Origin of the sequence: Streptomyces sp. NPDC020780 (assembly GCF_044334475.1) — a bacterium.
Taxonomy (GTDB): domain Bacteria; phylum Actinomycetota; class Actinomycetes; order Streptomycetales; family Streptomycetaceae; genus Streptomyces.
In genome coordinates this window covers 417228-443020 of record NZ_JBIRTB010000005.1, presented here as the reverse complement: position 1 = coordinate 443020, position 25793 = coordinate 417228, and the positions used below count along the sequence as shown (strand labels likewise).

At 71.9% G+C, this 25793-nt stretch carries 20 protein-coding genes; 16 read left to right on the top strand and 4 right to left on the bottom strand.

The genetic code is table 11. The features are described 5' to 3' along the window. The first annotated feature begins 27 nt into the window (after positions 1-27). Genes ACH4VO_RS12595 through ACH4VO_RS12580 form a run of 4 tightly spaced genes read left to right on the top strand, consistent with a single transcriptional unit; the run spans position 28 to position 6722 of the window. Positions 28-1971, top strand: coding sequence for an IucA/IucC family protein (locus ACH4VO_RS12595; protein ID WP_360988274.1), 1944 nt, complete (start codon positions 28-30; stop codon positions 1969-1971). 40 nt (positions 1972-2011) lie between these two features. Beyond that, positions 2012-2806 (top strand): GNAT family N-acetyltransferase, encoded by a 795-nt coding sequence (locus ACH4VO_RS12590; RefSeq protein ID WP_360988272.1) that lies wholly within the window; start codon positions 2012-2014, stop codon positions 2804-2806. A gap of 59 nt (positions 2807-2865) precedes the next feature. After that, positions 2866-4704: an IucA/IucC family siderophore biosynthesis protein gene (locus tag ACH4VO_RS12585; RefSeq protein ID WP_360988270.1), complete on the top strand. Its 1839-nt coding sequence runs from the start codon at positions 2866-2868 to the stop codon at positions 4702-4704. A 50-nt stretch (positions 4705-4754) separates the two neighbouring features. Beyond that, positions 4755-6722 (top strand): ATP-dependent DNA helicase, encoded by a 1968-nt coding sequence (locus ACH4VO_RS12580; RefSeq protein ID WP_360988268.1) that lies wholly within the window; start codon positions 4755-4757, stop codon positions 6720-6722. Between the two features lie 326 nt (positions 6723-7048). On the opposite strand, the gene lexA is transcribed toward ACH4VO_RS12580, so the two are convergent. Continuing rightward, positions 7049-7846, bottom strand: a complete 798-nt coding sequence (gene lexA / locus ACH4VO_RS12575) for a transcriptional repressor LexA (protein ID WP_360988266.1) — start codon at positions 7844-7846, stop codon at positions 7049-7051. Positions 7847-8530: 684 nt separating this feature from the next. Between lexA and nrdR the strand changes: the two genes are divergently transcribed. Next, positions 8531-9049, top strand: a complete 519-nt coding sequence (gene nrdR / locus ACH4VO_RS12570) for a transcriptional regulator NrdR (protein ID WP_360988264.1) — start codon at positions 8531-8533, stop codon at positions 9047-9049. Positions 9050-9207: 158 nt separating this feature from the next. Continuing rightward, entirely contained in the window at positions 9208-12117 is a 2910-nt protein-coding gene (locus tag ACH4VO_RS12565; RefSeq protein WP_360988262.1) for a vitamin B12-dependent ribonucleotide reductase, read from the top strand. An 85-nt stretch (positions 12118-12202) separates the two neighbouring features. Here the strand turns inward: ACH4VO_RS12565 and ACH4VO_RS12560 are convergent, their stop codons facing one another. Together ACH4VO_RS12560 and ACH4VO_RS12555 are read right to left on the bottom strand one after the other, a co-directional pair. After that, on the bottom strand, positions 12203-12412 hold the full coding sequence (locus ACH4VO_RS12560; RefSeq protein ID WP_360988260.1) for a hypothetical protein: 210 nt from the start codon (positions 12410-12412) through the stop codon (positions 12203-12205). Positions 12413-12530: 118 nt separating this feature from the next. After that, complete coding sequence (locus ACH4VO_RS12555; RefSeq protein WP_360988258.1) at positions 12531-13061, bottom strand: TerD family protein; 531 nt, start codon at positions 13059-13061, stop codon at positions 12531-12533. Between the two features lie 205 nt (positions 13062-13266). On the opposite strand from ACH4VO_RS12555, the gene ACH4VO_RS12550 reads away from it, so the two are divergent. The 6 genes from ACH4VO_RS12550 to ACH4VO_RS12525 all read left to right on the top strand — a co-directional run bounded on the left by ACH4VO_RS12550 (position 13267) and on the right by ACH4VO_RS12525 (position 19721). Next, entirely contained in the window at positions 13267-13872 is a 606-nt protein-coding gene (locus ACH4VO_RS12550) for a YdbC family protein (RefSeq protein WP_360988256.1), read from the top strand. A 126-nt stretch (positions 13873-13998) separates the two neighbouring features. After that, the gene (locus ACH4VO_RS12545; protein ID WP_360988254.1) at positions 13999-14658 is read left to right on the top strand and encodes a histidine phosphatase family protein; all 660 of its coding nucleotides are present in this window, start codon (positions 13999-14001) and stop codon (positions 14656-14658) included. A gap of 12 nt (positions 14659-14670) precedes the next feature. Beyond that, a complete protein-coding gene (locus tag ACH4VO_RS12540) occupies positions 14671-15579 on the top strand; it encodes an ADP-ribosylglycohydrolase family protein (RefSeq protein ID WP_360988252.1) in 909 nt (302 codons plus the stop codon). 226 nt (positions 15580-15805) lie between these two features. After that, entirely contained in the window at positions 15806-17605 is a 1800-nt protein-coding gene (locus ACH4VO_RS12535; protein WP_360988250.1) for a DUF4153 domain-containing protein, read from the top strand. 706 nt (positions 17606-18311) lie between these two features. Continuing rightward, on the top strand, positions 18312-19022 hold the full coding sequence (locus ACH4VO_RS12530) for a ribonuclease HII (RefSeq protein WP_360988248.1): 711 nt from the start codon (positions 18312-18314) through the stop codon (positions 19020-19022). A 60-nt stretch (positions 19023-19082) separates the two neighbouring features. Further along, positions 19083-19721, top strand: coding sequence for a hypothetical protein (locus tag ACH4VO_RS12525; RefSeq protein WP_360988246.1), 639 nt, complete (start codon positions 19083-19085; stop codon positions 19719-19721). 57 nt (positions 19722-19778) lie between these two features. Here the strand turns inward: ACH4VO_RS12525 and ACH4VO_RS12520 are convergent, their stop codons facing one another. Beyond that, a complete protein-coding gene (locus tag ACH4VO_RS12520) occupies positions 19779-20420 on the bottom strand; it encodes a hypothetical protein (protein WP_360988245.1) in 642 nt (213 codons plus the stop codon). A gap of 309 nt (positions 20421-20729) precedes the next feature. Here ACH4VO_RS12520 and ACH4VO_RS12515 point away from each other — a divergent pair, with 309 nt between their 5' ends. The 4 genes from ACH4VO_RS12515 (at position 20730) to ACH4VO_RS12500 (ending at position 25790) form a co-directional block, all read left to right on the top strand. Then, positions 20730-22889 (top strand): RecQ family ATP-dependent DNA helicase, encoded by a 2160-nt coding sequence (locus ACH4VO_RS12515; protein WP_360988243.1) that lies wholly within the window; start codon positions 20730-20732, stop codon positions 22887-22889. 498 nt (positions 22890-23387) lie between these two features. Then, positions 23388-24572, top strand: a complete 1185-nt coding sequence (locus ACH4VO_RS12510) for an ATP-binding protein (protein WP_360988241.1) — start codon at positions 23388-23390, stop codon at positions 24570-24572. Next, positions 24569-25411: a roadblock/LC7 domain-containing protein gene (locus ACH4VO_RS12505; protein WP_360988239.1), complete on the top strand. Its 843-nt coding sequence runs from the start codon at positions 24569-24571 to the stop codon at positions 25409-25411. The genes ACH4VO_RS12510 and ACH4VO_RS12505 overlap by 4 nt, the downstream gene beginning before the upstream one ends. Next, positions 25404-25790: a DUF742 domain-containing protein gene (locus ACH4VO_RS12500; protein WP_360988237.1), complete on the top strand. Its 387-nt coding sequence runs from the start codon at positions 25404-25406 to the stop codon at positions 25788-25790. Before ACH4VO_RS12505 ends, ACH4VO_RS12500 begins: the two co-directional genes overlap by 8 nt. Positions 25791-25793: the final 3 nt, after the last annotated feature.

The window sequence follows — 25793 nt, the reverse complement described above, 5'->3', positions numbered from 1 at the left end:
CCCGGACCCCTCACAAGGAAGACCGCCGTGAACCCCACCCCTGCGCCCGAGGCCGACGGCCCTCCCACCAGCGAACAGCGAGGACAGGACGTGCCCGACGGTGTCCTCGCCGTCGAGCCGACGACCGTGCCGCGTCAGAAGGCCGGTCACCGGGCGACCCCGTACACCGGGGCGGGCGCCGCCGTGCGCGGACTCCCCGCAGACCGGCCCTGCCCCGCGCGCGTACCCGCCCGCACCGGCACCCCCGGCCGTCCGGACCCCCTCGACCACCCGGACCCGCTCCGGGCCGCCGACTCGGCCGGCACCGAGAACCTCCTGCGCTGCTGGGTCAGGGAGAACGACCTGCCCCGGCCGCAGGGGGACACCCTGCGCATCCCGCTCCCCGCGAGCGGCACCGCCCTGCTCGCCCCGGTCGGCCACTGGTCCGCGACGGGCTGGCACCGCTTCGGTACGCCCACCCTGGAGAACGCCCCCGAGGGTGCTCCCGGGGTCGACGCCGTCACCGTGGCCGCCCTCCTCGGGCGGGAGAGCGACCGGGACGCCGGTGTGGACCTGGTGGCACGGGTGGCGGACTCGGTACGCAACACCGCCGTCTTCCTCGCCGACCGCCGACGGGCCCCCGCCGCATACCCGGAGACCGACCTCTTCCTCGACGCCGAGCAGTCCCTGCTCCTCGGCCACCCCCTGCACCCCACGCCCAAGAGCCGCGAGGGCCTGACGGAGACCGAGACGCTCCGCTACTCACCCGAGTCGCGCGGCTCCTTCCCGCTGCACTGGATGGCCGTGGACCGCTCGGTACTGGCCACCGAGTCCTCCTGGGCCCGTGCGGGCCGGCCGGTCTGCGCCGAGGAGCTCCTCGCACCCCACGCCGACGGGCTGCGCCTGCCCGACGGCACGGCGGCTCTCCCGCTCCACCCCTGGCAGGCGGCGGAGCTCAAGCGCCGCCCCGAGGTGACCACCCTGCTCGGCAAGGGCCTCCTCCACGACCTCGGCCCGTACGGGGAGCACTGGCACCCCACCTCCTCCGTACGGACCGTGCACCGCCCCGGCGCCGGCATCATGCTGAAGCTCTCCCTGGGGGTGCGCATCACCAACTCCCGCCGGGAGAACCTCCGCAAGGAACTCCACCGCGGCACCGAGGTCCACCGGCTGCTGGGCACGGGGCTGGCCCGTGCGTGGCAGGCGGTCCACCCGGGCTTCGACATCGTCCGGGACCCCGCCTGGCTCGCCGTGGACGCCCCGGACGGCGTGCCCGTCCCCGGCCTCGACGTCATGATCCGCCACAATCCGTTCGGTCCGGGCGACGACGCGGTGTGCATCGCCGGACTCACCGCCCCCCGTCCCTGGCCGGGCCGCCCCGGTACGCACTCGCGGCTCGCGGAGACCGTCTCCCGCCTGGCCGACCGCACGGGCAGGACGACGGGAGCGGTCTGCGCCGAGTGGTTCCTGCGCTACCTGGACCGCGTGGTGCTGCCCGTCCTGTGGCTCGACGCCCACGCGGGCGTGGCCCTGGAGGCCCACCAGCAGAACACCCTGGTCCTGCTCGACGCCGACGGCTGGCCGGCCGGCGGCCGGTACCGCGACAACCAGGGGTACTACTTCCGCGAGTCGCACCGTCCCGCACTCGAGGACCGGCTCCCCGGAATCGGCAGCGTCAGCGACACCTTCGTCGCCGACGCGGTCACCGACGAGAGGCTCGCCTACTACCTCGGCATCAACAACGTCCTCGGGCTCATCGGCGCCTTCGGTTCCCAGCGGCTGGCCGACGAGCACCTGCTCCTCGCCGCGTTCCGCCGCTTCCTCGAAGACGCGCGCACGCTGGGCTCCCCCCTGCCCGCCTACCTGCTGGAGACGGCGCACCTGCGCTGCAAGGCCAACCTGCTGACCCGTCTGCACGGGCTGGACGAGCTCGTCGGCCCGGTCGACACCCAGTCCGTCTACGTCACCATCGCCAACCCGCTGCGCAGCTGAGCGAACCGCCCGCCCGAACCGAGGAGAGGAGAGCGTCACGGTGGACCACGCCGATGCGCACACCGAGTCCGGTGCGTCCCCACCGCGCGTCACGGGCGCCGAGGACACGCTGGAGCTGCGGCTCACCGAAGAGCTGTTCACCCTGCTCGGCGACGGCGGGCCGCCGGCCCCCGCCTCACCCGCTCGCCGCGGTTCGCCGGGGCCCCGCCCCTCGTCGGCCGAGGCTCCGCCAGGGGCCGGAGAGGGACGGCGGGCCGGTACCTCCGGCCCCGTCGGCGATCCGGCCGCGTGGACCCCGGCCACCACCTCCGCCGGGGTGTTCCGGCTGGTCCCCGTGGAACCCGCGCGCGATCTCGCCGTGATCAGCCGCTGGATGAACGACCCAGCGGTGGCCGCCTTCTGGGAGCTCGCCGGACCGGAGTCGGTCACCGCCGGCCACCTGCGCCCGCAACTCGAGGGCGACGGGCGCAGCGTCCCCTGCCTCGGCGTGCTCGACGGCAGGCCGATGAGCTACTGGGAGATCTACCGGGCCGACCTGGACCCCCTGGCCCGCCACTACCCGGCCCGGCCCCACGACACCGGGATCCACCTCCTGATCGGCGGTGTGGGCAACCGGGGCCGGGGCATCGGCACCGTGCTGCTCAGGGCCGTCGCCGACCTCGTGCTCGACCACCGTCCGCGCTGCGCCCGTGTGGTCGCGGAGCCGGACCTGCGCAACACCCCGTCCGTCTCGGCCTTCCTGAGCGCCGGTTTCCGCTTCTCCGCCGAAGTGGAACTGCCCGGCAAACGCGCTGCTTTGATGGTCCGCGACCGGGCCCACCGCGCACAGCTGTGAACAACTCGCCGTCTCATCCACACGCTCGAACCCCATCGGTTCCACCCCGAGGAGTCCCCGTGCCGACACATCCCGCGAGCCACGAACCGGCGCCGTACCGCACGCCGTTCGCCACCGAGGAACTGAACCGGGAGGGCTGGGACCGCGCGGCGGTGCGGCTGCTCGCGAAGATGCTCGGCGAGTTCGCCTACGAGGAGGTCATCGAACCCGCGCGCCTGGAGGGGGAGTCCGCGGGAAGCACCCACGGGTACACCCTGCCGCTCGACGACGGCGGGCTCCTGAGCTTCCGTGCGCGCCGCGGGGTCTACGGAAGCTGGCGCGTCGACCCGGAGTCGGTCCGCGAGGGCGGCGCGGACTCCGGCGGCACGCCCTTCCGCGACCCGCTGCACTTCCTCGTCCGCGCCCGCCGCCTCCTGGGCCTGGACGGGGCCACCCTGGGCCACCTCGTACGCGAACTCACCGCCACGCTCACCGCCGACACCCGCCTGGACCGCACCGCGCTCCCGGTGGCGCGGCTCGCCGACCTCCCGTACGCCGAACTCGAAGGGCATCAGACGGGACACCCCTGGCTGGTCGCCAGCAAGGGGCGCCTCGGCTTCTCCGCCGCGGACGCCGCCCGCTTCACCCCGGAGGCGCGCTCCGCCACCACACTGCCCTGGATCGCCGTCAGCACCCGGATAGCCGGTTATCGGGGAGTGGGCCGCCTCGCCACCCCCGGACAGCTGTACGACCAGGAACTCGACGCGCCGGTCCGCGCCTCGTTCGCCGCCGTGCTGCGCGGCCGGGGCCTCGACCCCGGCGACTACCTCTTCCTCCCGGTGCACCCCTGGCAGTGGGACGAGTGGATCGTCCCCCTCTTCGCCCCCGCCATCGCGGACGGCCGGATCGTGCCCCTGCACGCGGACGACGACCTCCGGCTGCCGCAGCAGTCGATCCGTACGTTCAGCAACGTGGGGCATCCCGACCGGCACACGGTCAAACTGCCCCTCTCGATCCTCAACACACTGGTCTGGCGCGGTCTGCCGACCGAACGCACCCTCGCCGCCCCCGCCGTCACCGCCTGGGTCCAGGGGATCCGCGACTCGGATCCCTTCCTGCGCGACAGCGGGGTCATCCTTCTGGGAGAAGTCGCCTCGGTGGCGGTCGAGCATCCGCTCTACGATCACCTTCCCGAGGTGCCGTACCAGTTCAAGGAGATCCTCGGCGCCATCTGGCGGGAGCCGCTGCCACCACGGCTCGGCCCCGGGGAACGCGCCCGCACCCTGGCCTCCCTTCTGCACACGGATCCCGGTGGACGCTCCTTCACGGCCGAGCTGGTCACCCGGTCGGGACTCACGCCCCATGCCTGGCTGACGCGGCTCTTCGCCGCCATGCTGCCCCCGCTCCTGCACTTCCTGTACCGCTACGGCACCGTGTTCTCCCCCCACGGCGAGAACGCGATCGTCGTCTTCGACGAACGGGACGTTCCCCAGCGCCTCGCGATCAAGGACTTCGTCGACGACGTGAACGTCAGTTCCCGGCCGCTGCCCGAGCACGGGTCGATGCCCGACGACGTCCGCGCCGTCCTGCTGACCGAGGAACCCTCCTTCCTCACCCAGTTCATCCACGCGGGGCTTTTCGTCGGCGTCTTCCGTTTCCTCTCCCCGCTGTGCGAGGAACAGCTGGGTGTACCGGAAAGGAAGTTCTGGTCACTCGTCCGTGCCGAGATCCTGCGCTACCACGCCCGCTTCCCCGAGCTCAAGGAGCGGTTCGAGACGTTCGACATGCTGACGCCGACGATCGAGCGTCTCTGTCTCAACCGCAACCGGCTGCACGTGGACGGATACCGTGACAGGCCGAAGCGCCCGCACGCCGCCGTCCACGGAACGGTCCCCAACCCCCTTCACCCCACCGCGTGAGACCGGGAGTGACCGCCGATGTCAGTCCCGCGCCGTAGGGTGGACGCGCTATGACGAAGCCATCTCTCCCCGAGCTCCTCCACGCCGCCGTCACCGCCGTCGGCGGTACGGAACGGCCCGGCCAGGTCACCATGGCCGAAGCCGTCGCCGAGGCCGTCGAGGACAACGCGCACCTCCTCGTCCAGGCCGGAACCGGCACGGGCAAGTCCCTCGGCTATCTGGTGCCGGCCCTGGCCCACGGGGAGCGCGTCGTGGTGGCCACGGCGACCCTCGCCCTCCAGCGCCAGCTGGTGGAGCGGGACCTCCCGCGGACGGTCGACGCACTGCAACCGCTGCTGCGCCGCCGCCCCCAGTTCGCGATGCTCAAGGGCCGCTCGAACTACCTCTGCCTGCACCGCCTCCACGAGGGGGTACCGCAGGACGAGGAGGAGGGCCTCTTCGACCAGTTCGAGGCGGCGGCCCCGTCGAGCAAGCTCGGCCAGGACCTGCTGCGCATGCGCGACTGGGCGGACGAGACGGAGACCGGTGACCGCGACGACCTCACCCCGGGTGTGTCCGACCGTGCCTGGGCGCAGATCTCCGTCTCCTCGCGCGAGTGCCTGGGCGCCTCCAGGTGCGCGTACGGCGCCGAGTGCTTCGCGGAGGCGGCCCGGGAGCGGGCCAAGCTCGCCGATGTCGTCGTGACCAACCACGCCCTGTTGGCCATCGACGCGATCGAGGGCGCCCCGGTGCTTCCCCAGCACGAGGTGCTGATCGTCGACGAAGCCCACGAGCTGGTGTCGCGGGTCACCGGGGTCGCGACCGGTGAGCTCACTCCCGGCCAGGTGAACCGGGCGGTGCGCCGCGCGGCCAAGCTGGTCGACGAGAAGGCGGCCGACGCGCTCCAGACCGCCTCGGAGGGGTTCGAACGGGTCATGGAGCTGGCGCTGCCCGGCCGGCTCGAGGAGGTGCCGGAAGACCTCGGTTACGCGGTGGCCGCGCTGCGTGACGCGGCGCGCACGGTGATCTCGGCGCTGGGCTCCACCCGGGACAAGTCCGTCCAGGACGAGGACGCCGTCCGCAAGCAGGCCATGGCGTCCGTGGAGTCCGTCCACAGTGTCGCGGAGCGCATCACCCAGGGGTCCGAGTACGACGTCGTCTGGTACGAGCGCCATGACCGCTTCGGCGCCTCCGTGCGGGTCGCCCCGCTCTCGGTGTCCGGGCTCCTGCGCGAGAAGCTCTTCGCCGACCGGTCGGTGGTCCTCACCTCGGCCACCCTGAAGCTGGGCGGGGACTTCAACGGCGTGGGGGCCTCGCTCGGGCTCGCGCCCGAGGGGACGGCGGGGGACGACATCCCGCAGTGGAAGGGCCTGGACGTCGGCTCGCCGTTCGACTACCCGAAGCAGGGCATCCTGTACGTCGCCCGGCATCTGGCCACACCGGGGCGTGAGGGTTCCCGCGCCGACATGCTGGACGAGCTGGCCGAGCTGGTGGAGGCGGCGGGAGGCAGGACCCTCGGCCTGTTCTCGTCCATGCGGGCTGCCCAGGCGGCGGCTGAGGAGCTGCGCGGCCGGCAGGACAGGCCCGTCCTGCTGCAGGGCGAGGAGACGCTCGGGGAGCTGATCAAGAACTTCGCGGCGGATCCCGAGACCTGCCTCTTCGGCACGCTCTCCCTCTGGCAGGGGGTCGATGTGCCGGGGGCGAGCTGCCAGCTGGTCGTCATGGACAGGATTCCGTTCCCCCGGCCGGACGACCCGCTGATGAGCGCGCGCCAGAAGGCCGTGGAGGAGGCCGGTGGCAACGGCTTCATGGCGGTCGCGGCCACCCACGCCGCGCTGCTGATGGCCCAGGGAGCCGGCCGGCTCGTCCGGGCCACGGGTGACAAGGGTGTGGTGGCGGTGCTCGATCCGCGGCTGGCCACCGCACGGTATGGAAGCTACCTCCGGGCGTCGCTGCCCGACTTCTGGTACACCACGGACCGCAATCAGGTCCGGCGCTCGCTCGCGGCCATCGACGCGGCGGCCCAAGCCGCTTCCTGAGCCGGGCGGGGCCCGTCGTGGCCCCGCCCGGGAGCCGCCCTCCGCCAGGCCGAGGAGCCGGAAACCTCCAGGGCGTGCGGCACCGCACCGGAAGGTCTCCCTCGTCTGCGGCACCGCGAGCGACCGTGCGGACGGCGGTGTGAGCGACCGTGCGGACGGCGGCGAGACGCCCCGGAGGCCGGGCTGTCGCCCGGGCCGGTGCAGCAGGGACCGGGGAGCCGGCACAGCGGCCACGGCTCAGGCCGCCCAGGAAACATGGCGAGGACGCGGCACAGGGCCCCGGGACCGCCGCAGGGGTCCCAGGGCCCGGCCAACGGGTGACGGGGTCACACTCGCCGCAACACCGCTACGACCTTGCCGAGAATGGTCGCCTCGTCGCCGGGGATCGGCTGGTAGGCGGAGTTGTGCGGGAGGAGCCAGACATGCCCGTCCTCGCGCTTGAAGCGCTTGACCGTGGCTTCGCCGTCCAGCATGGCGGCCACGATGTCGCCGTTCTCCGCGACGGGCTGGCGGCGGACGGTGACCCAGTCGCCGTCCATGATCGCGGCCTCGATCATCGAGTCGCCGACGACCTTCAGCACGAAGAGCTCGCCGTCACCGACCAGCTGGCGGGGGAGAGGGAAGACGTCCTCGACGGACTCCTCCGCGAGGATCGGTCCGCCGGCCGCGATCCGGCCGACCAGCGGCACGTACGAAGCGGCGGGCTTCCCCGTGGTGTCCGTGGGCTGTGTGCTGGGCTGGTCCGATCCGCGGACCTCGTACGCACGGGGGCGATGCGGGTCGCGGCGCAGGAACCCCTTGCGTTCCAGGGCCATGAGCTGGTGGGCGACGGACGAGGTGCTGGACAGCCCCACCGCCTGACCGATCTCCCGCATCGACGGGGGGTATCCCCGCCGCTGCACGGAATCCCGGATGACCTCGATCACGCGCCGCTGCCGGTCCGTGAGGCCCGAGCTGTCCGCCCGGATTCCTGGAGGCCGTCCTGGCAAGGAGCGACCGGGACGCACAGGCTCCGGCCCCTCCGTGTTCGTGACTGAGTCATTCATGGCATGCACCGGCTCAAGTCGGCTCTGGGCGCGGTGGTCCTGCGCAGTGATCGTGGCACTGTCGGCGGTGGCGGTCACGTCGGCCCCTCTCGAATGGTCTCCCTAGCTAGGCAACGGTAGTAGCTTTCGAAAGGTTGCGCCAAACACACGTTCGAGTGAAAAACAAATAAAGGGCTGTTCTGGTCCTGCTGTGAGGTGTATGAGCGGGATTCGGCGGACCTCGGGCGGCCGGTGGGACCGGGGAGCCGTCGCGGGGAGCGGCCGCACCTCGCGGTCACGGACGTCACGCTAGCGCCCGCGCGCTCGCGTGCGACGCCCGGGGGTGCGGCGTCCCGGGGTGCGACGTCCGGGGCGTGGAGCAGTCGTCCGCCCGGGAGGGTGGACGAAGGGCCCGTCCGGAGCGGGCGGCGGGGGCGGGTCCTGGGGTCGGCCGGCGGGGGTGCGGAGACGGGCCCCGGCCGCGTCCCGGGGGTGCGAGCCGGGCTCCCGTCGCCCGGCGAGTGATCCTGTGCCCGCGCGTTTCCCATACCCTCGTGCCGGGCCGTACGCTGCCTCCTGGCCGTCGGCCGGGGCGCGACACGCGCTGGGGTGCAAGCAGAGTAAAACCCTAGATCTAGTGGTTGGATTGCCGCTGTCGCCCAGAACTAGTGGTCCCTGGTCTTTCAGGGCCGAGTCCATCGCCTATGCTGGGGACTGCCTCGCAGGTCCGTGACGGAGCTGGGGAGGCCATTCAGTCGTGCTTGTGAAGGAGGGTTGAGAGACGTGCACTGCCCCTTCTGCAGGCATCCCGACAGCCGGGTGGTCGACAGTCGCACCACGGACGACGGGACGTCGATCCGGCGGCGGCGCCAGTGCCCCGACTGCTCCCGCCGCTTCACGACGGTGGAGACCTGCTCGCTGATGGTGGTGAAGCGGAGCGGCGTGACCGAACCCTTCAGCCGCACCAAGGTCATCTCCGGCGTCCGCAAGGCCTGCCAGGGGCGTCCCGTCACCGAGGACGCCCTGGCGAAGCTGGGCCAGCGGGTCGAGGAGGCGGTCCGGGCCACGGGCAGCGCGGAGCTGACCACCCACGACGTGGGTCTGGCCATACTGGGCCCGCTCCAGGAGCTCGACCTCGTCGCGTACCTGCGCTTCGCATCCGTGTATCGGGCATTCGACTCCCTCGAGGACTTCGAGGCCGCGATCGCGGAACTCCGCGACCAGCGGCCTCCCACCGGGAGGAGTGGGACGGGCGGCGAGAGCCTCGCCGTTCCCGCCCCCGCCGCTGTCGCGGCCGATTGACCGCCGAAGCCGTGCGGCGGAGGCGGTAGAGCCGCCGGACAGGCGGCACAAGACCTGCTCCGGGGCGCTGTGCGAGGCGTCCCGAGCATCAGACACAGACTGTGCCCTGGGAAGAACTGGGCACTTCAGGGCGTTTTTGCCCACATATGGGAGGCGGCATGACAGAGACGGCGAGCGGCCCGGCACGAGGTTCCCGTACCAAGGGAGCCAAGTCGACTGCGACCAAGCAGGGCCTGCGCATCGAGCGCATCCACACCACTCCCGGCGTGCATCCGTACGACGAGGTGGCGTGGGAGCGCCGTGACGTCGTCATGACCAATTGGCGCGACGGCTCGATCAACTTCGAGCAGCGTGGCGTCGAGTTCCCCGACTTCTGGTCGGTGAACGCGGTCAACATCGTCACCAGCAAGTACTTCCGGGGGGCTGTCGGCACGCCGCAGCGCGAGACCGGTCTGCGGCAGCTGATCGACCGGATCGTGAAGACGTACCGGAAGGCCGGCGAGGACCACCACTACTTCGCCTCTCCCGCCGACGCGGAGATCTTCGAGCACGAGCTGGCGTACGCCCTCCTGCACCAGATCTTCAGCTTCAACTCGCCGGTCTGGTTCAACGTCGGCACGCCCCAGCCGCAGCAGGTCTCGGCCTGCTTCATCCTGGCCGTCGACGACTCCATGGAGTCGATCCTCGACTGGTACAAGGAAGAGGGGATGATCTTCAAGGGCGGCTCCGGCGCCGGCCTGAACCTCTCCCGCATCCGCTCCTCCAAGGAACTGCTCTCCTCCGGTGGCAACGCCTCCGGCCCGGTCTCCTTCATGCGGGGCGCCGACGCCTCCGCCGGGACCATCAAGTCCGGTGGCGCCACCCGCCGCGCGGCCAAGATGGTCATCCTCGACGTCGACCACCCCGACATCGAGAACTTCATCGAGACGAAGGTGAAGGAGGAGGAGAAGATCCGCGCCCTGCGCGACGCGGGCTTCGATATGGATCTGGGCGGCGACGACATCACGTCCGTCCAGTACCAGAATGCCAACAACTCGGTCCGCGTGAACGACGAGTTCATGAAGGCCGTCGAGTCCGGCGGGAAGTTCGGGCTGCGCGCCCGGATGACCGGTGACGTCATCGAGGAGGTCGAGGCCAAGTCCCTCTTCCGCAAGATGGCCGAGGCCGCCTGGGCCTGCGCCGACCCGGGCATCCAGTACGACGACACGATCAACCAGTGGCACACCTGCCCGGAGTCCGGCCGGATCAACGGCTCGAACCCCTGCAGCGAGTACATGCACCTGGACAACACGTCGTGCAACCTGGCCTCGCTGAACCTCATGAAGTTCCTCAAGGACGACGGCGAGGGCCACCAGTCCTTCGAGTCCGAGCGCTTCGCCAAGGTCGTCGAACTGGTCATCACCGCGATGGACATCTCGATCTGCTTCGCGGACTTCCCGACGCAGAAGATCGGTGAGAACACCCGCGCCTACCGCCAGCTCGGCATCGGCTACGCCAACCTGGGCGCCCTGCTGATGGCGACCGGCCACGCGTACGACAGCGACGGCGGCCGCGCGCTCGCCGGCGCCATCACCTCGCTCATGACCAGTACCTCCTACCGGCGGTCCGCGGAACTCGCCGCGGTCGTCGGCGCGTACGACGGTTACGCCCGCAACGCCGAGCCGCACCAGCGCGTCATGAAGCAGCACGCCGACGCCAACGCCGTGGCCGTCCGCATGGACGACCTGGACGCGCCGATCTGGGCCGCCGCCACGGAGGCCTGGCAGGACGTGATCCGCCTCGGCGCGAAGAACGGCTTCCGCAACGCCCAGGCCTCGGTCATCGCCCCCACCGGCACCATCGGTCTCGCGATGTCCTGCGACACCACCGGTCTGGAGCCCGACCTCGCCCTGGTCAAGTTCAAGAAGCTGGTCGGCGGCGGCTCGATGCAGATCGTCAACGGCACGGTGCCGCAGGCCCTGCGCCGCCTCGGCTACCAGCCCGAGCAGATCGAGGCGATCGTCGCCCACATCGCCGACCACGGCAACGTGATCGACGCCCCCGGTCTCAAGACCGAGCACTACGAGGTCTTCGACTGCGCGATGGGCGAGCGGTCCATCTCGGCCATGGGCCACGTCCGGATGATGGCGGCGATCCAGCCGTGGATCTCCGGCGCGCTGTCCAAGACGGTGAACCTGCCGGAGACGGCGACCGTCGAGGACGTCGAGGAGGTCTACTTCGAGGCGTGGAAGATGGGCGTCAAGGCGCTCGCGATCTACCGCGACAACTGCAAGGTCGGCCAGCCCCTCTCCGCCAAGAAGAAGGAGAAGGAGAAGGCCGAGGTGACCGCGAAGGCCGAGGACACCATCCGTGCCGCGGTCGAGAAGGTCGTCGAGTACCGCCCGGTCCGCAAGCGTCTGCCCAAGGGCCGCCCCGGCATCACCACCTCCTTCACGGTGGGCGGGGCCGAGGGCTACATGACGGCCAACTCCTATCCCGACGACGGGCTCGGCGAGGTCTTCCTGAAGATGTCCAAGCAGGGTTCGACCCTCGCCGGGATGATGGACGCCTTCTCGATCGCCGTCTCGGTCGGTCTGCAGTACGGCGTGCCCCTGGAGACGTACGTCTCCAAGTTCACCAACATGCGTTTCGAGCCGGCCGGTATGACGGACGACCCGGACGTCCGGATGGCGCAGTCGATCGTCGACTACATCTTCCGCCGCCTGGCGCTCGACTTCCTGCCGTTCGAGACCCGTTCGGCCCTGGGGATCCACTCGGCCGAGGAGCGTCAGCGCCACCTCGACACGGGTTCCTACGAGCCCTCCTTCGAGGACGGCGAGGTCGACGCCGAGAGCCTGGCGCAGTCCGCTCCCGTGCAGGCCCAGCCGCTGAAGGCGGTCGCCGCACCCGAGGAGAGCGCCGCCGTGAAGCCGGCGCCGAAGACGGCGCACACCTCGGCCGAACTGGTCGAGATGCAGCTCGGCATCAGCGCGGACGCCCCGCTCTGCTTCTCCTGCGGTACGAAGATGCAGCGGGCGGGCTCCTGCTACATCTGTGAGGGCTGCGGTTCCACCAGCGGCTGCAGCTGACCGCACCCGCCCCGGGTGAGGTGAAGCGGGAGGAGGGGCACCGGCCGCACGGCCGGTGCCCCTCCTCCCGCGTTCCGCCGCCGGCTCACTCGGCCATGGGCGCCGGACACGACGGGCCGGCGTCCGCCGTCGGCCGGAAACCGGCCCTCAGCTCGTGGGTGACCCGCCCGTCCAGGAAGGCGCTCATCGAGCGCAACTGTTCGCTGAAGTGCCGGTGCGCCGCTTCGTCCACCGGACGCCGGTCGAGTGCGCGGTCCGGCCCTTCGAAGGAGCCGTCGACGGACACCGACATCATCAGGGCGATCGTTCGCCGTGCTTCCTCGCCGGGATCAGGTCGCGGCTCCCCGCCCGGGACCGGGTGGTGCGGGAGCGGCCTTCGGATTCGGCGGGAGCCCTGGAGACGGCTGGAGACTTCAGCCGGCGCGGCTCCCCATGACCGCGGCGAACGCGTCGGGGTCCCCGTCGAATCCCCGCACGGCCGGGTGGAAGCCCCAGGAACCCGAGGTGTCCCGGGTGAAGTCCGCCACGACCGCGGCCGTGGCGTCCGGAATTCCCGAGAAGTCGTCCTCCGCCAGCGTCGTGTAGCCCTCGCGGATCTGCACGGCCGTGTGCTCTATCCGGTCGAAGGTGTTGCGGCCGTCGCGCTGCTGGATCGCGACGCCGACGACGACCCTGGCGTAGGCGTCGGACAACCGGTCCAGTTCGATCGTCATGACCTCGTCGAAGCCGAACCCCTGCCCGGTCCTGCTGTCCCGGTCCAGGGTGATGGTGCCGTCCGGGGACCTGCTGTCGAAGTGCACGAGGTACACGGGGCTGCCGTAGGGGTCCTGCGTCCCGTACACGGCCGCGATGATGTCGAGGTCGTTGGCCGGTTCACCGGCCGGACTGGGGTCCCACTTGACCCTCACTTCGACCTTGTCGATGTCCTTCTTGGGCGTACTCATCGGACGTCCCCTCCTCGCTCCTCGGCCGATGGACCTGTGCCACCTCAGATCATGTCCGCAACTGCCCGGGTATCCAACCGCCTTGGGAGCGAACGGCGTCTTCGGGCCATCTGCGGGCGGGCGTTTCCGGCCGGGGGCCGGGTCCGGGCCCCCGGTCAGTGGTCGCCTTGATCCCCGCCACGTCTTGGGGCCGTACGATGGCGCGGTGCTGGTCAAGTGGACTCGCTGTGCCGTGAGGGACCGTCAGGGGTTCGAGCGGGGGCAGCGGATGTGGGCGGGGCTGCCCGGGGAGCCGGGCTTCATGGGGCAGAGCGGCGGGTGGAGCCGACGGCGTCCCGATGTCGCCCATGTCTTCGCGTTCTGGGAGAACCGGGTCTTTTACGACTCGTTCATGGCGCGCGAGCACGACCGGCGGGCCGCCGCGCAGTCCGGCGTCCACCAGGACATGCAGGTCAAGCTCTTCGAGTACCGGTTCGACGTGAAGACCGGATTCGAGCCGAGGTTCACCGACGCCGACGTGGTCAGGCTGGCGCACAGCCGCGTGTACGAGGACCGCGTCGAACACTTCACGCTCATGCAGCAGAAGGTCTGGAACCCGGCGATGGCCGGTTCTCCCGGAATGCTGCGCGGACTGTTCGGTGAAGCGCCGGGCCACGAGTTCCTCGTCCTGTCGATGTGGCAGTCGAGCGCCGAGCGGGGCAAGTACCGCCCCGAGAGCATCGCCCGGCTCTCGGCGCGGGCGGACACCGACCGCGACGTCGAGACGCTGACGGGCGACGTGGTGCTGCTCGAACCCTCCTGGACGGTCTGACCACCCCGCCGGGAGCCGCCCCCGGCCGCCGGCGGGCAGCCCGGGGCGCACCGTTTCCCCGTCACGTACGCGGGACGGGAACCATGCGACTGTTCGGTCGCGCCACGGGGCCTTTAGGGTCGGGGTATGGCACGACCGCAACGCATCGTTCTCGTCCGGCACGGTGAGTCCGAGGGAAACGCCGACGACACGGTGTACGAGAGGGAGCCCGACCACGCCCTGGGGCTCACGGCGACCGGGCTGCGCCAGGCCCGGGAGACGGGCCGCACGCTGCGCGAACTGTTCGGCGGTGAGCGGGTCAGTGTCTACGTGTCGCCCTACCGGCGCACCCACGAGACGTTCGAGGCGTTCGGTCTCGACCCGGTGCACGTGCGGGTCAGGGAAGAGCCCCGGCTGCGCGAGCAGGACTGGGGGAACTGGCAGGACCGGGACGAGGTCCGGCTGCAGAAGGCGTACCGCGACGCGTACGGGCACTTCTTCTACCGCTTCGCGCAGGGCGAGTCCGGGGCCGACGTGTACGACCGGGTCGGCGCCTTCCTGGAGAGCCTCCACCGCAGCTTCGAGGACCCCGACCATCCGCAGAACGTCCTGCTGGTGACCCACGGACTGACCATGAGGCTGTTCTGCATGCGCTGGTTCCACTGGTCCGTGGCGGAATTCGAATCCCTGTCCAATCCCGGTAACGGTGAGAAGCGAGTGCTGCTGCTCGGTGACGACGGCCGCTACACGCTCGACCGGCCCTTCGAACGGTGGCGTACCCCCGAACCGTACGGACGCACCGGATAGAGTGGCGCAGCGATGACCGCTGACTCCGCTTCCGACCGGCGCTTCGAGCGCGCCCTTGCCAGCCTGCGTGGACTCTCCGTGGGCGATGCCCTCGGCTCCCAGTTCTTCGTACCGGCCACCTATCCCCTCCTCAAGGACCGGGTCCTGCCACCCGGCCCCTGGCAGTGGACCGACGACACCGAGATGGCCTGTTCGGTACTGGCCGTCCTCGCCGTGCACGGGCGTATCGACCAGGACGCCCTCGCCCACTCCTTCGCCCGGCACCACGACTTCGACCGGGGCTACGGCCCCGCGGTGAACCGGCTGCTCAGGCTGGTCAGGGAGGGCGGGGACTGGCGCGAGCTGGCGTCCGCGCTCTTCCAGGGCCAGGGCTCCTGGGGGAACGGCTCGGCGATGCGTATCGCGCCGCTGGGCGCCTGGTACGCGGACGACCCTGAGCAGGCCACCCACCAGGCGGAGATCTCGTCGTACACCACGCATCAGCACCGCGAGGCCGTCGTGGGCGCCATGGCGGTGGCGGCGGCAGCCGCCCTCGTCGCCGCGCCCGGGGGGCCGCCTTCCCCCGAGGCCCTGCTCGACGGAGTGGTCGCGCTCGTGCCGCGGAGCGCCGTCGGGGCCGGTCTGCGCAGGGCCCGCGACATGCTCGACTACCAGGACGCGGGAACGGTCGCGGCGGTGCTCGGCAACGGTCGTCGCACCAGCGCGCACGACACGGTGCCGTTCGCCCTCTGGTCCGCGGCGCGCGGCCTCGGAGACTTCGAGCAGGCGTTCTGGGTGACGGCGCAGGCGGGCGGAGACGTGGACACCACCTGTGCCATCGTCGGCGGAATCGTCGCGTCCGACGCGGCGGGGGCTCCGCCGGCCCACTGGCTCGCCCTGACGGAGGAGCCGCCGCACTGGCTGCCCGGGGCGGCCGGCTGAGCACCGGCCGGCCGCGCAGCCGTCGCCGGGGGGCCCGGCCGATCCCCCTCCTCCGCGTCCTGTCACGGTCCTGCCACAGCCCGGCCTCGGCCGACCGGCAGGCCGGGGACGGCGCTAGTCTTTCGGCCACGCCGCCCTCGTTGATCTTGCAGGGCGCGCCTATGAGTGCCGGGCCCGCGCGCCCCGATGTGGCCGTCGCGAGAGGACCCGGTGGGGGAGGGGTCCCATGTCCGTATCCGATCAATCGCCCGAGGAGTCCGGCGCGGCCGGGACATCGCCGGTGTCCGAGGCCGCCGAGGGCTCCCCGCCCGGCTCCGTGTCCGCGAGTGCCGGCGGCACGACTCCGGCGGGTACCGGCCCGGAGCGGGCGCCGCGGGCGTTCGCGAAGACCTCGGCGGAGGTACCGTCCCAGGGCTCCGGCCCGGACGAACCGGCCGTACCCGACAAGCCGGCCTACCTGCAGGGCCCCCCGCCGCCGGCGGACCCCTGGAAGCGCCGTGCGCAGCAGCAGCCGCCCGGCGTGCTGGACGGGCTGCGGCCCCCGCCCCCGCCCGCCATCCGGGCCGCGACCTTGTGGTCGGTCCTCGTCACGGGGCTGCTGAGCGGCCTGTTGCTCGGCGACGGCCTCGGGCCCAACCTGCTGCTGGTGGCGCTGCCGGCCGCCCTGGCGGCCTTCTTCGCCGCGCAGGCCGCAGGGCGCAGGCTCCGGCCGTGGACCGCGGTGTGGGCGGTCGGCGGGCTGGCGCTCCTGGCGGTCCCGGCGATCCGGGACGCGGGCTGGCCGGTGTTCCTCGCCGTCGTGTCCGCTCTCGCGCTCGGTTCCCTCGCGCTGCACGGCAGCCGCAGCTGGCCGGGGGTGCTGCTCGGTTCGCTCGGGCTGTTCCCCTCCGTCGGTGCCGGACTGCGCTGGGGCTGGCGGGGCGTACGCGACCGGGCTGACGACTCCCGCGGCCGGGTACGCAGTGCCGTGCGCAGCGTGGCGGTGGCCGTCGTCCTGCTCGTGGTGTTCGGCGCGCTCTTCGCCAGTGCCGACGCAGCGTTCGCCGAGTTGCTGGGGGGACTCGCCCCCGACGTCTCCGTCGGCGGCAGCCCGTGGCGCGTCCTCCTCTTCGTGCTCGGGCTCGTCGGCGCGCTCGCGGCCGCCCACTCCGCGGCGGCCCCGGTGCGTTGGGACGGCATCACCGTGCGGCCCGGGCGGGCCCGGAACAGGATGGAGTGGGCGCTCCCGCTCATCGTGCTCAATCTGCTGTTCGCCGCCTTCATCGCGCTCCAGCTCGTCGTCCTGCTCGGCGGGTACGACAAGGTGCTGGAGGAGACCGGGCTGACCCCCGCCGCGTACGCGCGGCAGGGTTTCTGGCAGCTCCTCTGGGCCACCGTGCTGACCCTGCTGGTCATCGCCCTCGCCCTGCGGTGGGCCCCGCGCGGCGGGGCGCGCGACCGCACCCTGGTCCGCGGTGTGCTCGGTGTGCTGTGCGTCCTCACGCTCGTCGTCGTGGCCTCCGCGCTGCGCCGTATGGACCTGTACGTCGACGCCTTCGGCCTGACCCGGCTCCGGATCTCCGTGGCCGCGGTGGAACTCTGGCTCGGAGCCGTACTCGTCCTGATTCTCCTGGCGGGCGTGTTCGGCGCCAGGATGCTGCCGCGGGCCGTCGCCGTGAGCGCCGCGGCGGGGGTGCTCGCCTTCGGGCTGATCTCGCCCGACGGACTGATCGCGGAGCAGAACGTCCAGCGCTACCGCAGTGACAAGAGGATCGACATCGGCTATCTCCAGGGGCTCTCGGCCGATGCCGTACCGGCGCTCGACACACTGCCGGAGCCGCTGCGCTCCTGCGCGCTGGAGGACATCCGGCGCACCCTCGCCACCTCCGGCGCCCCGTGGTACGCCACGAGCCTCGGCGAGGCCAGGGCCCGGGACATCCTGGAGAAGCGCGCCGTGCAGGACCGGGGCAACGAGTGCTACGCGCTCGACCGCCGGGAGGGCGGGCGGGACGGGGACGTGGAGACGGACACCTACGACCCGTACTGATCCGGCGTCGAGGGGGCGCGGGTTCCCCGGCCGCGTCGTGGGGGCCGCCTCCCGACGGAGACGGCCCGCACGCGTGGTCGCGGGAGAGGCGCGCAGCCGGCCGTCCGGCGCGGTCGTGGAGAAGCTGAGCGCGTCCTGGATGTGCGGGAGGGCTGTGTTGACGACGGCGGAGTCGAGGGCGACCGTCAACTGGCGTGCTGCGATGAGCGCGAGGGCGTCTCCGGGGCGCCCCGACAGCGGGGGCGTCCGGGACGCCCTCGACGAAATGTGCCGCAGAGTGCGCGGCGCCCTGTGGTCGGCTCCCGGCGTCGCGCTGCGCTCGGTCCTTCACGAATGCCATGCCCGCACGGCCGAACGCGTCCACGCGGTGATCCCGGCCGGCATCATCGAGCCCTCGACCGAGGACCCTCCGGGAGGTGATCCGCCGTGGTGTCGGAAGAGTTGAGGTCCGGCCGGACGCCACGAGCGGAATGACGGCCGGCGTCATTCCCGTGATCATGATGTACCGCACCAAGGTGTGCGGAAGTGAACGGTCGGACGCCGAGACCGCCCGGATGATCGACGAGATCGCGATGCCGCTTCTCCGGCTCCGACCGCGACGGAGTCTCCCGCCGGTCACCGCGCCGCCCCTTCCCGGGGGCGGCCGGGAGCCGACCGGGCCCCGGGGTGTTCTTGCCGGGACCATCGGCGTACGCTGGCAGGCGCCATGCCGTACGAACCACCCACGCACACCGTCGAGCGCTCACTGCGCGCTACCTCCGGTGCCAGGACCGTCGCAGGTGTCGACGAGGTCGGACGCGGAGCGTGGGCCGGCCCCGTCACCGTCTGCGCGGCTGTCACCGGCCTTCGCAGACCCCCGGAGGGCCTGACCGACTCCAAGCTGATCAGCCCCAGGCGCCGGACGGAACTCGCCCCCGTGCTCGAGAGCTGGGTGACGGCCTACGGCCTGGGTCACGCCTCCCCCCTGGAGATCGACGACCTCGGCATGACGGCGGCACTACGGCTCGCAGCGGTACGGGCCCTCGACGCCCTGCCCGTACGGCCGGACGCGGTGATCCTCGACGGCAAGCACGACTACCTCGGCGCACCCTGGAACGTCCGTACGGTGATCAAGGGCGACCAGTCCTGCATCGCCGTCGCGGCCGCCTCGGTGATCGCCAAGGTCCACCGGGACACGATGATGGCCGCACTGGGCGCCGACTCGGCGCAGTACGCGCGGTTCGCCTTCGGCGCGAACGCGGGCTACCCCTCACCGGTGCACCGGGCCGCGCTGGAGGAATGGGGTCCCACCCCCCACCACCGCCTCAGCTGGGCCTACCTCGACGCGCTGCCCCGGTGGCGGCATCTGAAGAAGGCCCGTTTCTCCGCCGAGGCGGCCGCTCCTGAAAGCGGGGGCCAGCTCGGCTTCGACTTCTGACCGCACAGGTGTGCCCACCAGCCGATGCCGCCGCGTCGGCGCCCCGACAGAAAACCGCTCATGACTTCCCTTTCCGAGGAGCCTCAGATTCCCGAGAGCGCCCAGGGTCCCCGCGTCACTCCGGCCGCCGGCCGTACCGCGCCTACCCCTCGCCCCGTACCAGGTCCGCGTTCCGCGGCCACGCCGCGTCCCGGACGTCCGGGCCCCGGCCCCGCGCGGCCCGCGCCCCCGGCGCAGCGCCCGCACCCCACGCCTCCCGCGCCCGCCGCACCCCGGCCGGCCGGGCGCGTGCTGCCGCAGGAGCCCGCCGCCGCGCAGCTCCAGCTCGTCCCCGCCCCGGCGGACGGCGCGCTCGACGCCGCCGACGAGGCCGTCGACCTGCTGCTCGACTCCGGCCGGGCACCCGGGGAGATCCTCGTGCTCACCACCGGTGAGCAGCACCCCTGGGCCGCGCACGAACTCTCCTTCGGGGACGCCGCCTACTGGGCCCAGCACGAGTCCGGTGACGACGTCTTCTTCGCCGGCGCGGCCGACGCCGACCGGTGCGCGTCCCGTTCCGTGGTGGTCGTCGCGGTCAACGGAGGCACCGACGAAAGCACCCGGCGCGCGCTCACCGTCGCCCGGAAGCACGCCGGCGCGCTGCTGATCGTGTGCGGGGACCCGCAGAAGGTCAACTCCCTGCTCGGTGCAGGCGTCTGAGGCTGCCCCAGGCGGGTCCCGGCTGTCCGCGGAGGGCGCCCGGGACCCGTTGGCGTCTTACCGGGCGGCCGTCCGCCGCAGCGCGTCCGCGGCGCCGCCGCCGGAGCGCAGCGGGCCCGGATCGTGCTCCCCGCAGACGTCGGTGAGCTCCCTCGGCCGGGACAGCGCACTCGGCCGGCGGCCGCCCCGGCCCTCGCCGAGGACCTGCCAGCCCCCACGCGTCAGCGTGATGTAAGCGCCGCAGCGCAGGCCGTGCAGCGTGCAGGCGTCCCGCAGCCCCCACATCCACGCTCCGTCCTCCTCCGTCCACCGCTCGTCACCCTCGCGGCAGTAGAGCAGGATCGCGGTGCGCACGGGTGTGCGGCGGCGCAGGTCGTGCGGGATCACCCGGCGCAGATGGGCCAGCAGCGCGTTGCGGAACTCCCAGCCGTCCGCGGCCGCGTTGGGCCGCCGGGGGAACGAGGCGCTGGCGGTGAGCCGTTCCTCGTGATCGAGGACGGCGACGACCGCGGTGGCCGGTGCCGGCCGGTGCCGGGCGTGCAGGCCGCTGACCACCTCACGCGGACTGCGCAGCAGGGGTATGCCGGCCGCCGCCCACTCGGCCGGTTCGAGGGTACGGGCGAGCTGGTTGACGGAGCCGGCGGATGCCGAGGACGCCGACAGTGAAGTGGCTGCGGACGGAGCGAGTTCGAAGGTCACGGTCCTCCCTTCGCTACGCGCCCACGGTGCGGGCAGGGTCGGGTGAGGGCGCGCCGCGGCACAGCCCTTCCGGGCCCGCTAAAAGACCGTGCGGGGAGCGTTTCCGATTCTTCCTGCCGCACCGGCGGGCGGCAACGAGCAATTGGCGTGGCTGACGGGTATCAGGCGGAATGGTACGTATATCCATGCCCGCTGCGCGTCGGTACGAAGCGTCCCCGGAGCCGCCGGTGCGAAGCCGGGAACGAGATGAGCCGCCGGTCACGCGGGGTGAAGTGGCCGATCGCCCTGGCCATCGGGTTGCATAGGGGCATGGACACCCTGCAGCTGCGCGCCGAAGCCGATGCCATCCTCGCCGAACTCGTCGGCGCCCCGGAGGGCTCCGCACGCCTGCGGGAGGACCAGTGGCAGGCGGTCGAGGCCCTGGTGCGGGAGGGGCGGCGCGCTCTGGTGGTGCAGCGCACCGGCTGGGGCAAGTCGGCGGTGTACTTCGTGGCCACCGCCCTGCTGCGCCGCCGTGGCTCAGGCCCCACGGTAATCATCTCGCCCCTGCTGGCGCTGATGCGCAACCAGGTCGGTTCGGCGGCACGGGCGGGTATCCAGGCACGCACCATCAACTCCGCCAACCCGGAGGAATGGGACACCATCTACCAGGAGGTCGAACAGGGGGAGACCGACGTCCTCCTCGTCAGCCCGGAGCGCCTGAACTCCGTCGACTTCCGCGACCAGGTGCTGCCGAGGCTCGCAGCCACGACCGGCCTGCTGGTGGTCGACGAGGCACACTGCATCTCCGACTGGGGGCACGACTTCCGGCCGGACTACCGGCGGTTGCGGGCGATGCTGGCCGAGCTACCCGCCGGTGTGCCGGTACTGGCGACGACCGCGACCGCGAACGCCCGGGTCACCGCCGACGTGGCCGAGCAGCTCGGTACCGGTGCCGGGCAGGCACTGGTGCTGCGCGGCCCGCTGGATCGGGAGAGCCTGCGCCTGGGCGTGGTCCGGCTCCCGGACGCCGCGCACCGGCTGGGCTGGCTCGCCGAGCACCTGGGTGAGCTGCAGGGGTCGGGCATCATCTACACGCTGACGGTGGCCGCCGCCGAGGAGGCCACCGCCTTCCTCCGCGGCCGCGGCTTCGACGTGTCCTCCTACACCGGCAAGACGGAGAACGCCGACCGGCTGCAGGCCGAGACCGACCTCCAGGAGAACCGGGTCAAGGCGCTCGTCGCCACGTCGGCGCTGGGCATGGGTTTCGACAAGCCGGACCTGGGCTTCGTGGTCCACCTGGGCTCGCCGTCCTCGCCGATCGCCTACTACCAGCAGGTCGGCCGCGCCGGCCGCGGGGTCGAGCACGCCGACGTGCTGCTGCTGCCGGGCAAGGAGGACGAGGCCATCTGGCGCTACTTCGCCGATACGGCCTTCCCGCCCGAGGCCCAGGTCCGCCAGACCCTCGCGGCGCTCACCGACGCGGGACGGCCGCTCTCGGTGCCCGCCCTGGAGGCCGCCGTCGATCTCCGGCGCAGCCGGCTGGAATCGATGCTGAAGGTGCTGGACGTCGACGGCGCGGTCAGGCGGGTCAAGGGCGGCTGGACGGCCACGGGAGCCGAGTGGGTCTACGACGCCGAGCGGTACGCCTGGGTGGCCGAGCAGCGGGCGGCCGAGCAGCAGGCCATGCGCGACTACGCGAGCACGCCCGGGTGCCGGATGGAGTTTCTGCGCCGGCAGCTGGACGACGAGGACGCGGCTCCGTGCGGCCGCTGCGACAACTGCGCGGGCCCCTGGGCCGATGCCACGGTGTCGGCGGAGGTGGTGACGGGGGCGACGAAGGAACTGGACCGCCCCGGGGTCGAGGTCGAACCGCGCCGGATGTGGCCGACGGGTATGCCCGCCCTGGGCATCGACCTCAAGGGGCGTATCCCCGCCAAGGAGCAGTGTTCCGCCGGGCGGGCGCTGGGGCGGCTCTCCGACATCGGCTGGGGCAACCGGCTGCGGCCGCTGCTGGCCGAGACCACGCCCGACGGGCCGGTCCCGGACGACGTCCTGCGGGCCGCGGTGTCCGTGCTCGCCGACTGGGCGCGGTCCCCGGGAGGCTGGGCAGCGGACGTCCCGGACGTCTCCGCACGGCCGGTGGGAGTGGTCGCGGTACCGTCCCTGGCCCGCCCCCGGCTGGTCGGTTCCCTCGCCCAGGGGATCGCCGCCGTCGGCCGCCTCCCCTTCCTCGGCACCCTGGCGTACACCGGGCCGGACGGTGTGCGCGCGGCGCGCCGCAGCAATTCCGCCCAGCGCGTCAAGGCCCTCTCCGGCGCCTTCGCCGTACCGGAGGAACTGGCCGGCGCCCTGTCCGGATCTCCCGGCCCCGTCCTGCTCGTGGACGACTTCACCGAGTCTGGCTGGACCCTCGCGATCGCGGCCCGTCTGCTCCGCCGGGCGGGCAGCGGGGAGGTCCTCCCGCTGGTCCTCGCGGCGGGAGGCTGAGCCCGCGTTGCTCGGCCGGGCGGCCTGGCGGCGTGACGTACCGCGAGCGGCTGCTCGGGTGCCCCGCCTGCCGCGGCCGGCCGGCCCGCCGCGGGGCGTCATCAGGCTGCGGCGGCCCGCCCAGGACACCGGTCGCAGGTCGCTCAAGTCGATGTGAGAGATTGTCAGTCCTCTTGTGAAGAACTGTGAACAATTGACGGCCCCTCAGCGGGATACCCGGAGAACGATCGCCGAAGAGGCTGATGAACGCTTGTCAACAACTCCGCGAACAGGGCGGGTTGCCCACATAGGTGGTCATGGCGGGCGTCTTTCCGGGCGCAGCTCCGGTGATAGCATCCCGGCATCTGTGATCTTGATCCACTTGACTCAGATGCTGATTTGCGATCGGCGGCCTGCTCACCACGTCACAGCGGCTGAGCAGTGCCGAGCGGCTGTTGCGCGGCTCCTCGCGAGATGTATCCGTCGCCGTCCGCATGCCATGCGCCGGGAAAGGTTTCCATGATTCGAGACGCACTTGTGTGGTGCCTGGTTGCGGTGGCGGCGATAGCCGTCGTCGCGGTCGTGGCACTCGCCGCCCGCAACAGAGCCCTGGGGGCCAAGAAGCAGCAGTCCGAGGCGGAGCTCAGGCGCCAACTGCACGCCGCTGACAGTCAACTCCACCTCACCCGCGCCGAACTCCAGCAGTTCAAGGCGGAGCAGGAGGGCACCCTTCGGGCAGCCAAGGAGGCCGCGGAGGAGAACACCAAGGCGGTGCTCAAGGGCGCGGCCAGCTTCCTGCAGAGTCTCGCCGCGGAGCAGACGATGCTCCTGGACGGCGTACAGCGGAAGTACGGCGGTCACGCGGTCCTCAGCGACCTGCTCGAAGTGAACCACGCCAACGCCCAGATGGCGCGCAAGGCGCAGGGCATCGCCGTCATGTGCGGCGCACCGCTCGGCCGCCGCAACAGGCCGGCCAGCGTGTACGACGTGGTACGCAGTGCCCAGGGGCAGATCCGTAACTTCCACCGGGTCGCCATCATGCAGCAGGCCGGTCTGGCGCTGAAGGCGTCCGCCGTCGCGCCCGTCGCCCTCGCCGTCGCGGAGCTGCTTGACAACGCTGCCAGCTTCTCCCAGCACGACGCACCGATCGAGGTGACGTTCCAGCGCATCCAGAACAACCTGTGCATCGTCATCGACGACGCCGGTGTCAGCATGAACGACGAGGACCGGCAGCGGGCGACCGCGCTGCTCTCCGGCGACGTCGTCCCCCGCCTGTCGCAGCTCGGCAACCAGCCGAAGTTCGGATTCCCCGTCATCGGCCTGATCGCGCGTCAGTACGGTTTCAGGGTGGACGTCACCGGAGTCTCCCGGTACGGCGGCGTCAGGGCCGTCGTCCTGCTGCCCGAGGAGCTGTGGACCATGGAGGAGACGCCGCCGGCCCAGGAGGCCCCGGTCAGCAACATCCTGCGCGCCGAGGGACGTCCGTCGAGCGGAACGACGCGGACCATGCACGGCCTGCCCAAGCGCGGAGCGCGCCAGGCGCCCATCGCGAGCGTGCCGGACCCCGAGGCCGTCCGGCCGGTGTCGCGGGCTCCCGAGGAGACCGGCCGGGCCTCCGGACGCAGCCTCGGGGCTTTCCAGCGCGGCACGCTGTCCGGCCGCAACCTTGATGCCACGTCGCTCGAAGGGTCCGAAGACGCATGACCGCAGACCTGTCGTGGATGCTCCAGGACATCGTGCACAACGTGCCCCGGGCACGGCACGCCGTCCTGCTGTCCGCGGACGGCCTTCCTCGCGGGGCCACGGAGGGCATGGCCGAGAAGGATGTGCGTACCATCTCCGCCGCCATGGCCGGGATGCAGTCGCTCAGCCGGGCCACGGCCCACTTCGCGGGGCCGGAGGAGGACCGGCAGTGGAATCAGACGATCATCGAGTTCTCCCACGGGTGGAGCTTTCTGATCGGAGCGGGTCAGGGCGCCTATCTGGCCGCGGCCGCGGCGCCCGACGTGGACATGCAGCAGATTTCCTTCCGCATGCACCGCCTCGTCGCCCGGCTGGGCAACAACCTCACCTCGCCGCCGAGAGTGAACGCGGACGAGGCCGCCGGTACCCGGAGCACCGCCGGGACCCGGAGGGTGAGCTCCGGTGACTCGGGCTTCACGCTGGCCGAACTCGACCGGGTGATGGCCGAGGTGCGGGGCGCCCGCCACGCCATACTGCTGGGCGCCGACGGTCTGCCCCGCGGGGCGACCACCGGGATGAGCCGGGACCTCGCGGACACCATATCCGCGGCCATGACCGGCATACACGCTTACAGCCGGGTCACCTCGCAGTTCGCGGGCGCGATGGACGGCGCCGAGTGGCGGCAGACGGTCATCGAGTACCAGCACGGCTGGATCTTCCTGATGGCCGCCGGCCCCGGGGCGTTCCTGGCCGCCGCCGCCGAGCACGACTGCGACATCGAGGAGTTCACCACACGCCTGCACGACGTGGTGCCGAGACTGACCGCGTCCAAACGGGGAGAGGGGGCCGGTCATGTCTGACGAGGCCGACCACGAGCTGGAGTTGACAACACCGTTAGTCCCTCTCTTCGTGATCACGAACGGACGTGCCCTGCCGCCGGACCACGAGTACGAACACACCACCCTGGTGACGGCGGCGGAGGACGCGTCGTCGACCGCGGCGCGGACGTTGTCCCCGGAAGCGGGCCAGGTCATGGACCTGGTCACCGACGGATTCCTGTCCGTGGCCGAGGTGGCCGGGCACACGCACCTTCCACTGGGGATCGTGCGCATCCTGCTGGCGCAGCTGGAGGAGAGCGACCTCATCCTCGTGAGGAGGCCGATCCCGCGCGCCGAACGTGTCGACAGAGAGCTGGTCAGCGCCGTGCTCGAGGGCCTGAAGAATCGATTCGGAGCGTAACGC

What these genes read in the sequence shown, in the direction of transcription:
- ACH4VO_RS12515 (WP_360988243.1), top strand. Translation starts at nt 20,730, where the DNA reads ATGGACACCCTGCAGCTGCGCGCCGAAGCCGATGCCATCCTCGCCGAA.
- ACH4VO_RS12505 (WP_360988239.1), top strand. Translation starts at nt 24,569, where the DNA reads ATGACCGCAGACCTGTCGTGGATGCTCCAGGACATCGTGCACAACGTG.
- ACH4VO_RS12565 (WP_360988262.1), top strand. Translation starts at nt 9,208, where the DNA reads ATGACAGAGACGGCGAGCGGCCCGGCACGAGGTTCCCGTACCAAGGGA.
- ACH4VO_RS12540 (WP_360988252.1), top strand. Translation starts at nt 14,671, where the DNA reads ATGACCGCTGACTCCGCTTCCGACCGGCGCTTCGAGCGCGCCCTTGCC.
- ACH4VO_RS12555 (WP_360988258.1), bottom strand. Translation starts at nt 13,061, where the DNA reads ATGAGTACGCCCAAGAAGGACATCGACAAGGTCGAAGTGAGGGTCAAG.
- ACH4VO_RS12525 (WP_360988246.1), top strand. Translation starts at nt 19,083, where the DNA reads ATGACTTCCCTTTCCGAGGAGCCTCAGATTCCCGAGAGCGCCCAGGGT.
- ACH4VO_RS12535 (WP_360988250.1), top strand. Translation starts at nt 15,806, where the DNA reads ATGTCCGTATCCGATCAATCGCCCGAGGAGTCCGGCGCGGCCGGGACA.
- ACH4VO_RS12510 (WP_360988241.1), top strand. Translation starts at nt 23,388, where the DNA reads ATGATTCGAGACGCACTTGTGTGGTGCCTGGTTGCGGTGGCGGCGATA.
- ACH4VO_RS12530 (WP_360988248.1), top strand. Translation starts at nt 18,312, where the DNA reads ATGCCGTACGAACCACCCACGCACACCGTCGAGCGCTCACTGCGCGCT.
- ACH4VO_RS12580 (WP_360988268.1), top strand. Translation starts at nt 4,755, where the DNA reads ATGACGAAGCCATCTCTCCCCGAGCTCCTCCACGCCGCCGTCACCGCC.
- ACH4VO_RS12500 (WP_360988237.1), top strand. Translation starts at nt 25,404, where the DNA reads ATGTCTGACGAGGCCGACCACGAGCTGGAGTTGACAACACCGTTAGTC.
- ACH4VO_RS12545 (WP_360988254.1), top strand. Translation starts at nt 13,999, where the DNA reads ATGGCACGACCGCAACGCATCGTTCTCGTCCGGCACGGTGAGTCCGAG.
- ACH4VO_RS12560 (WP_360988260.1), bottom strand. Translation starts at nt 12,412, where the DNA reads ATGATGTCGGTGTCCGTCGACGGCTCCTTCGAAGGGCCGGACCGCGCA.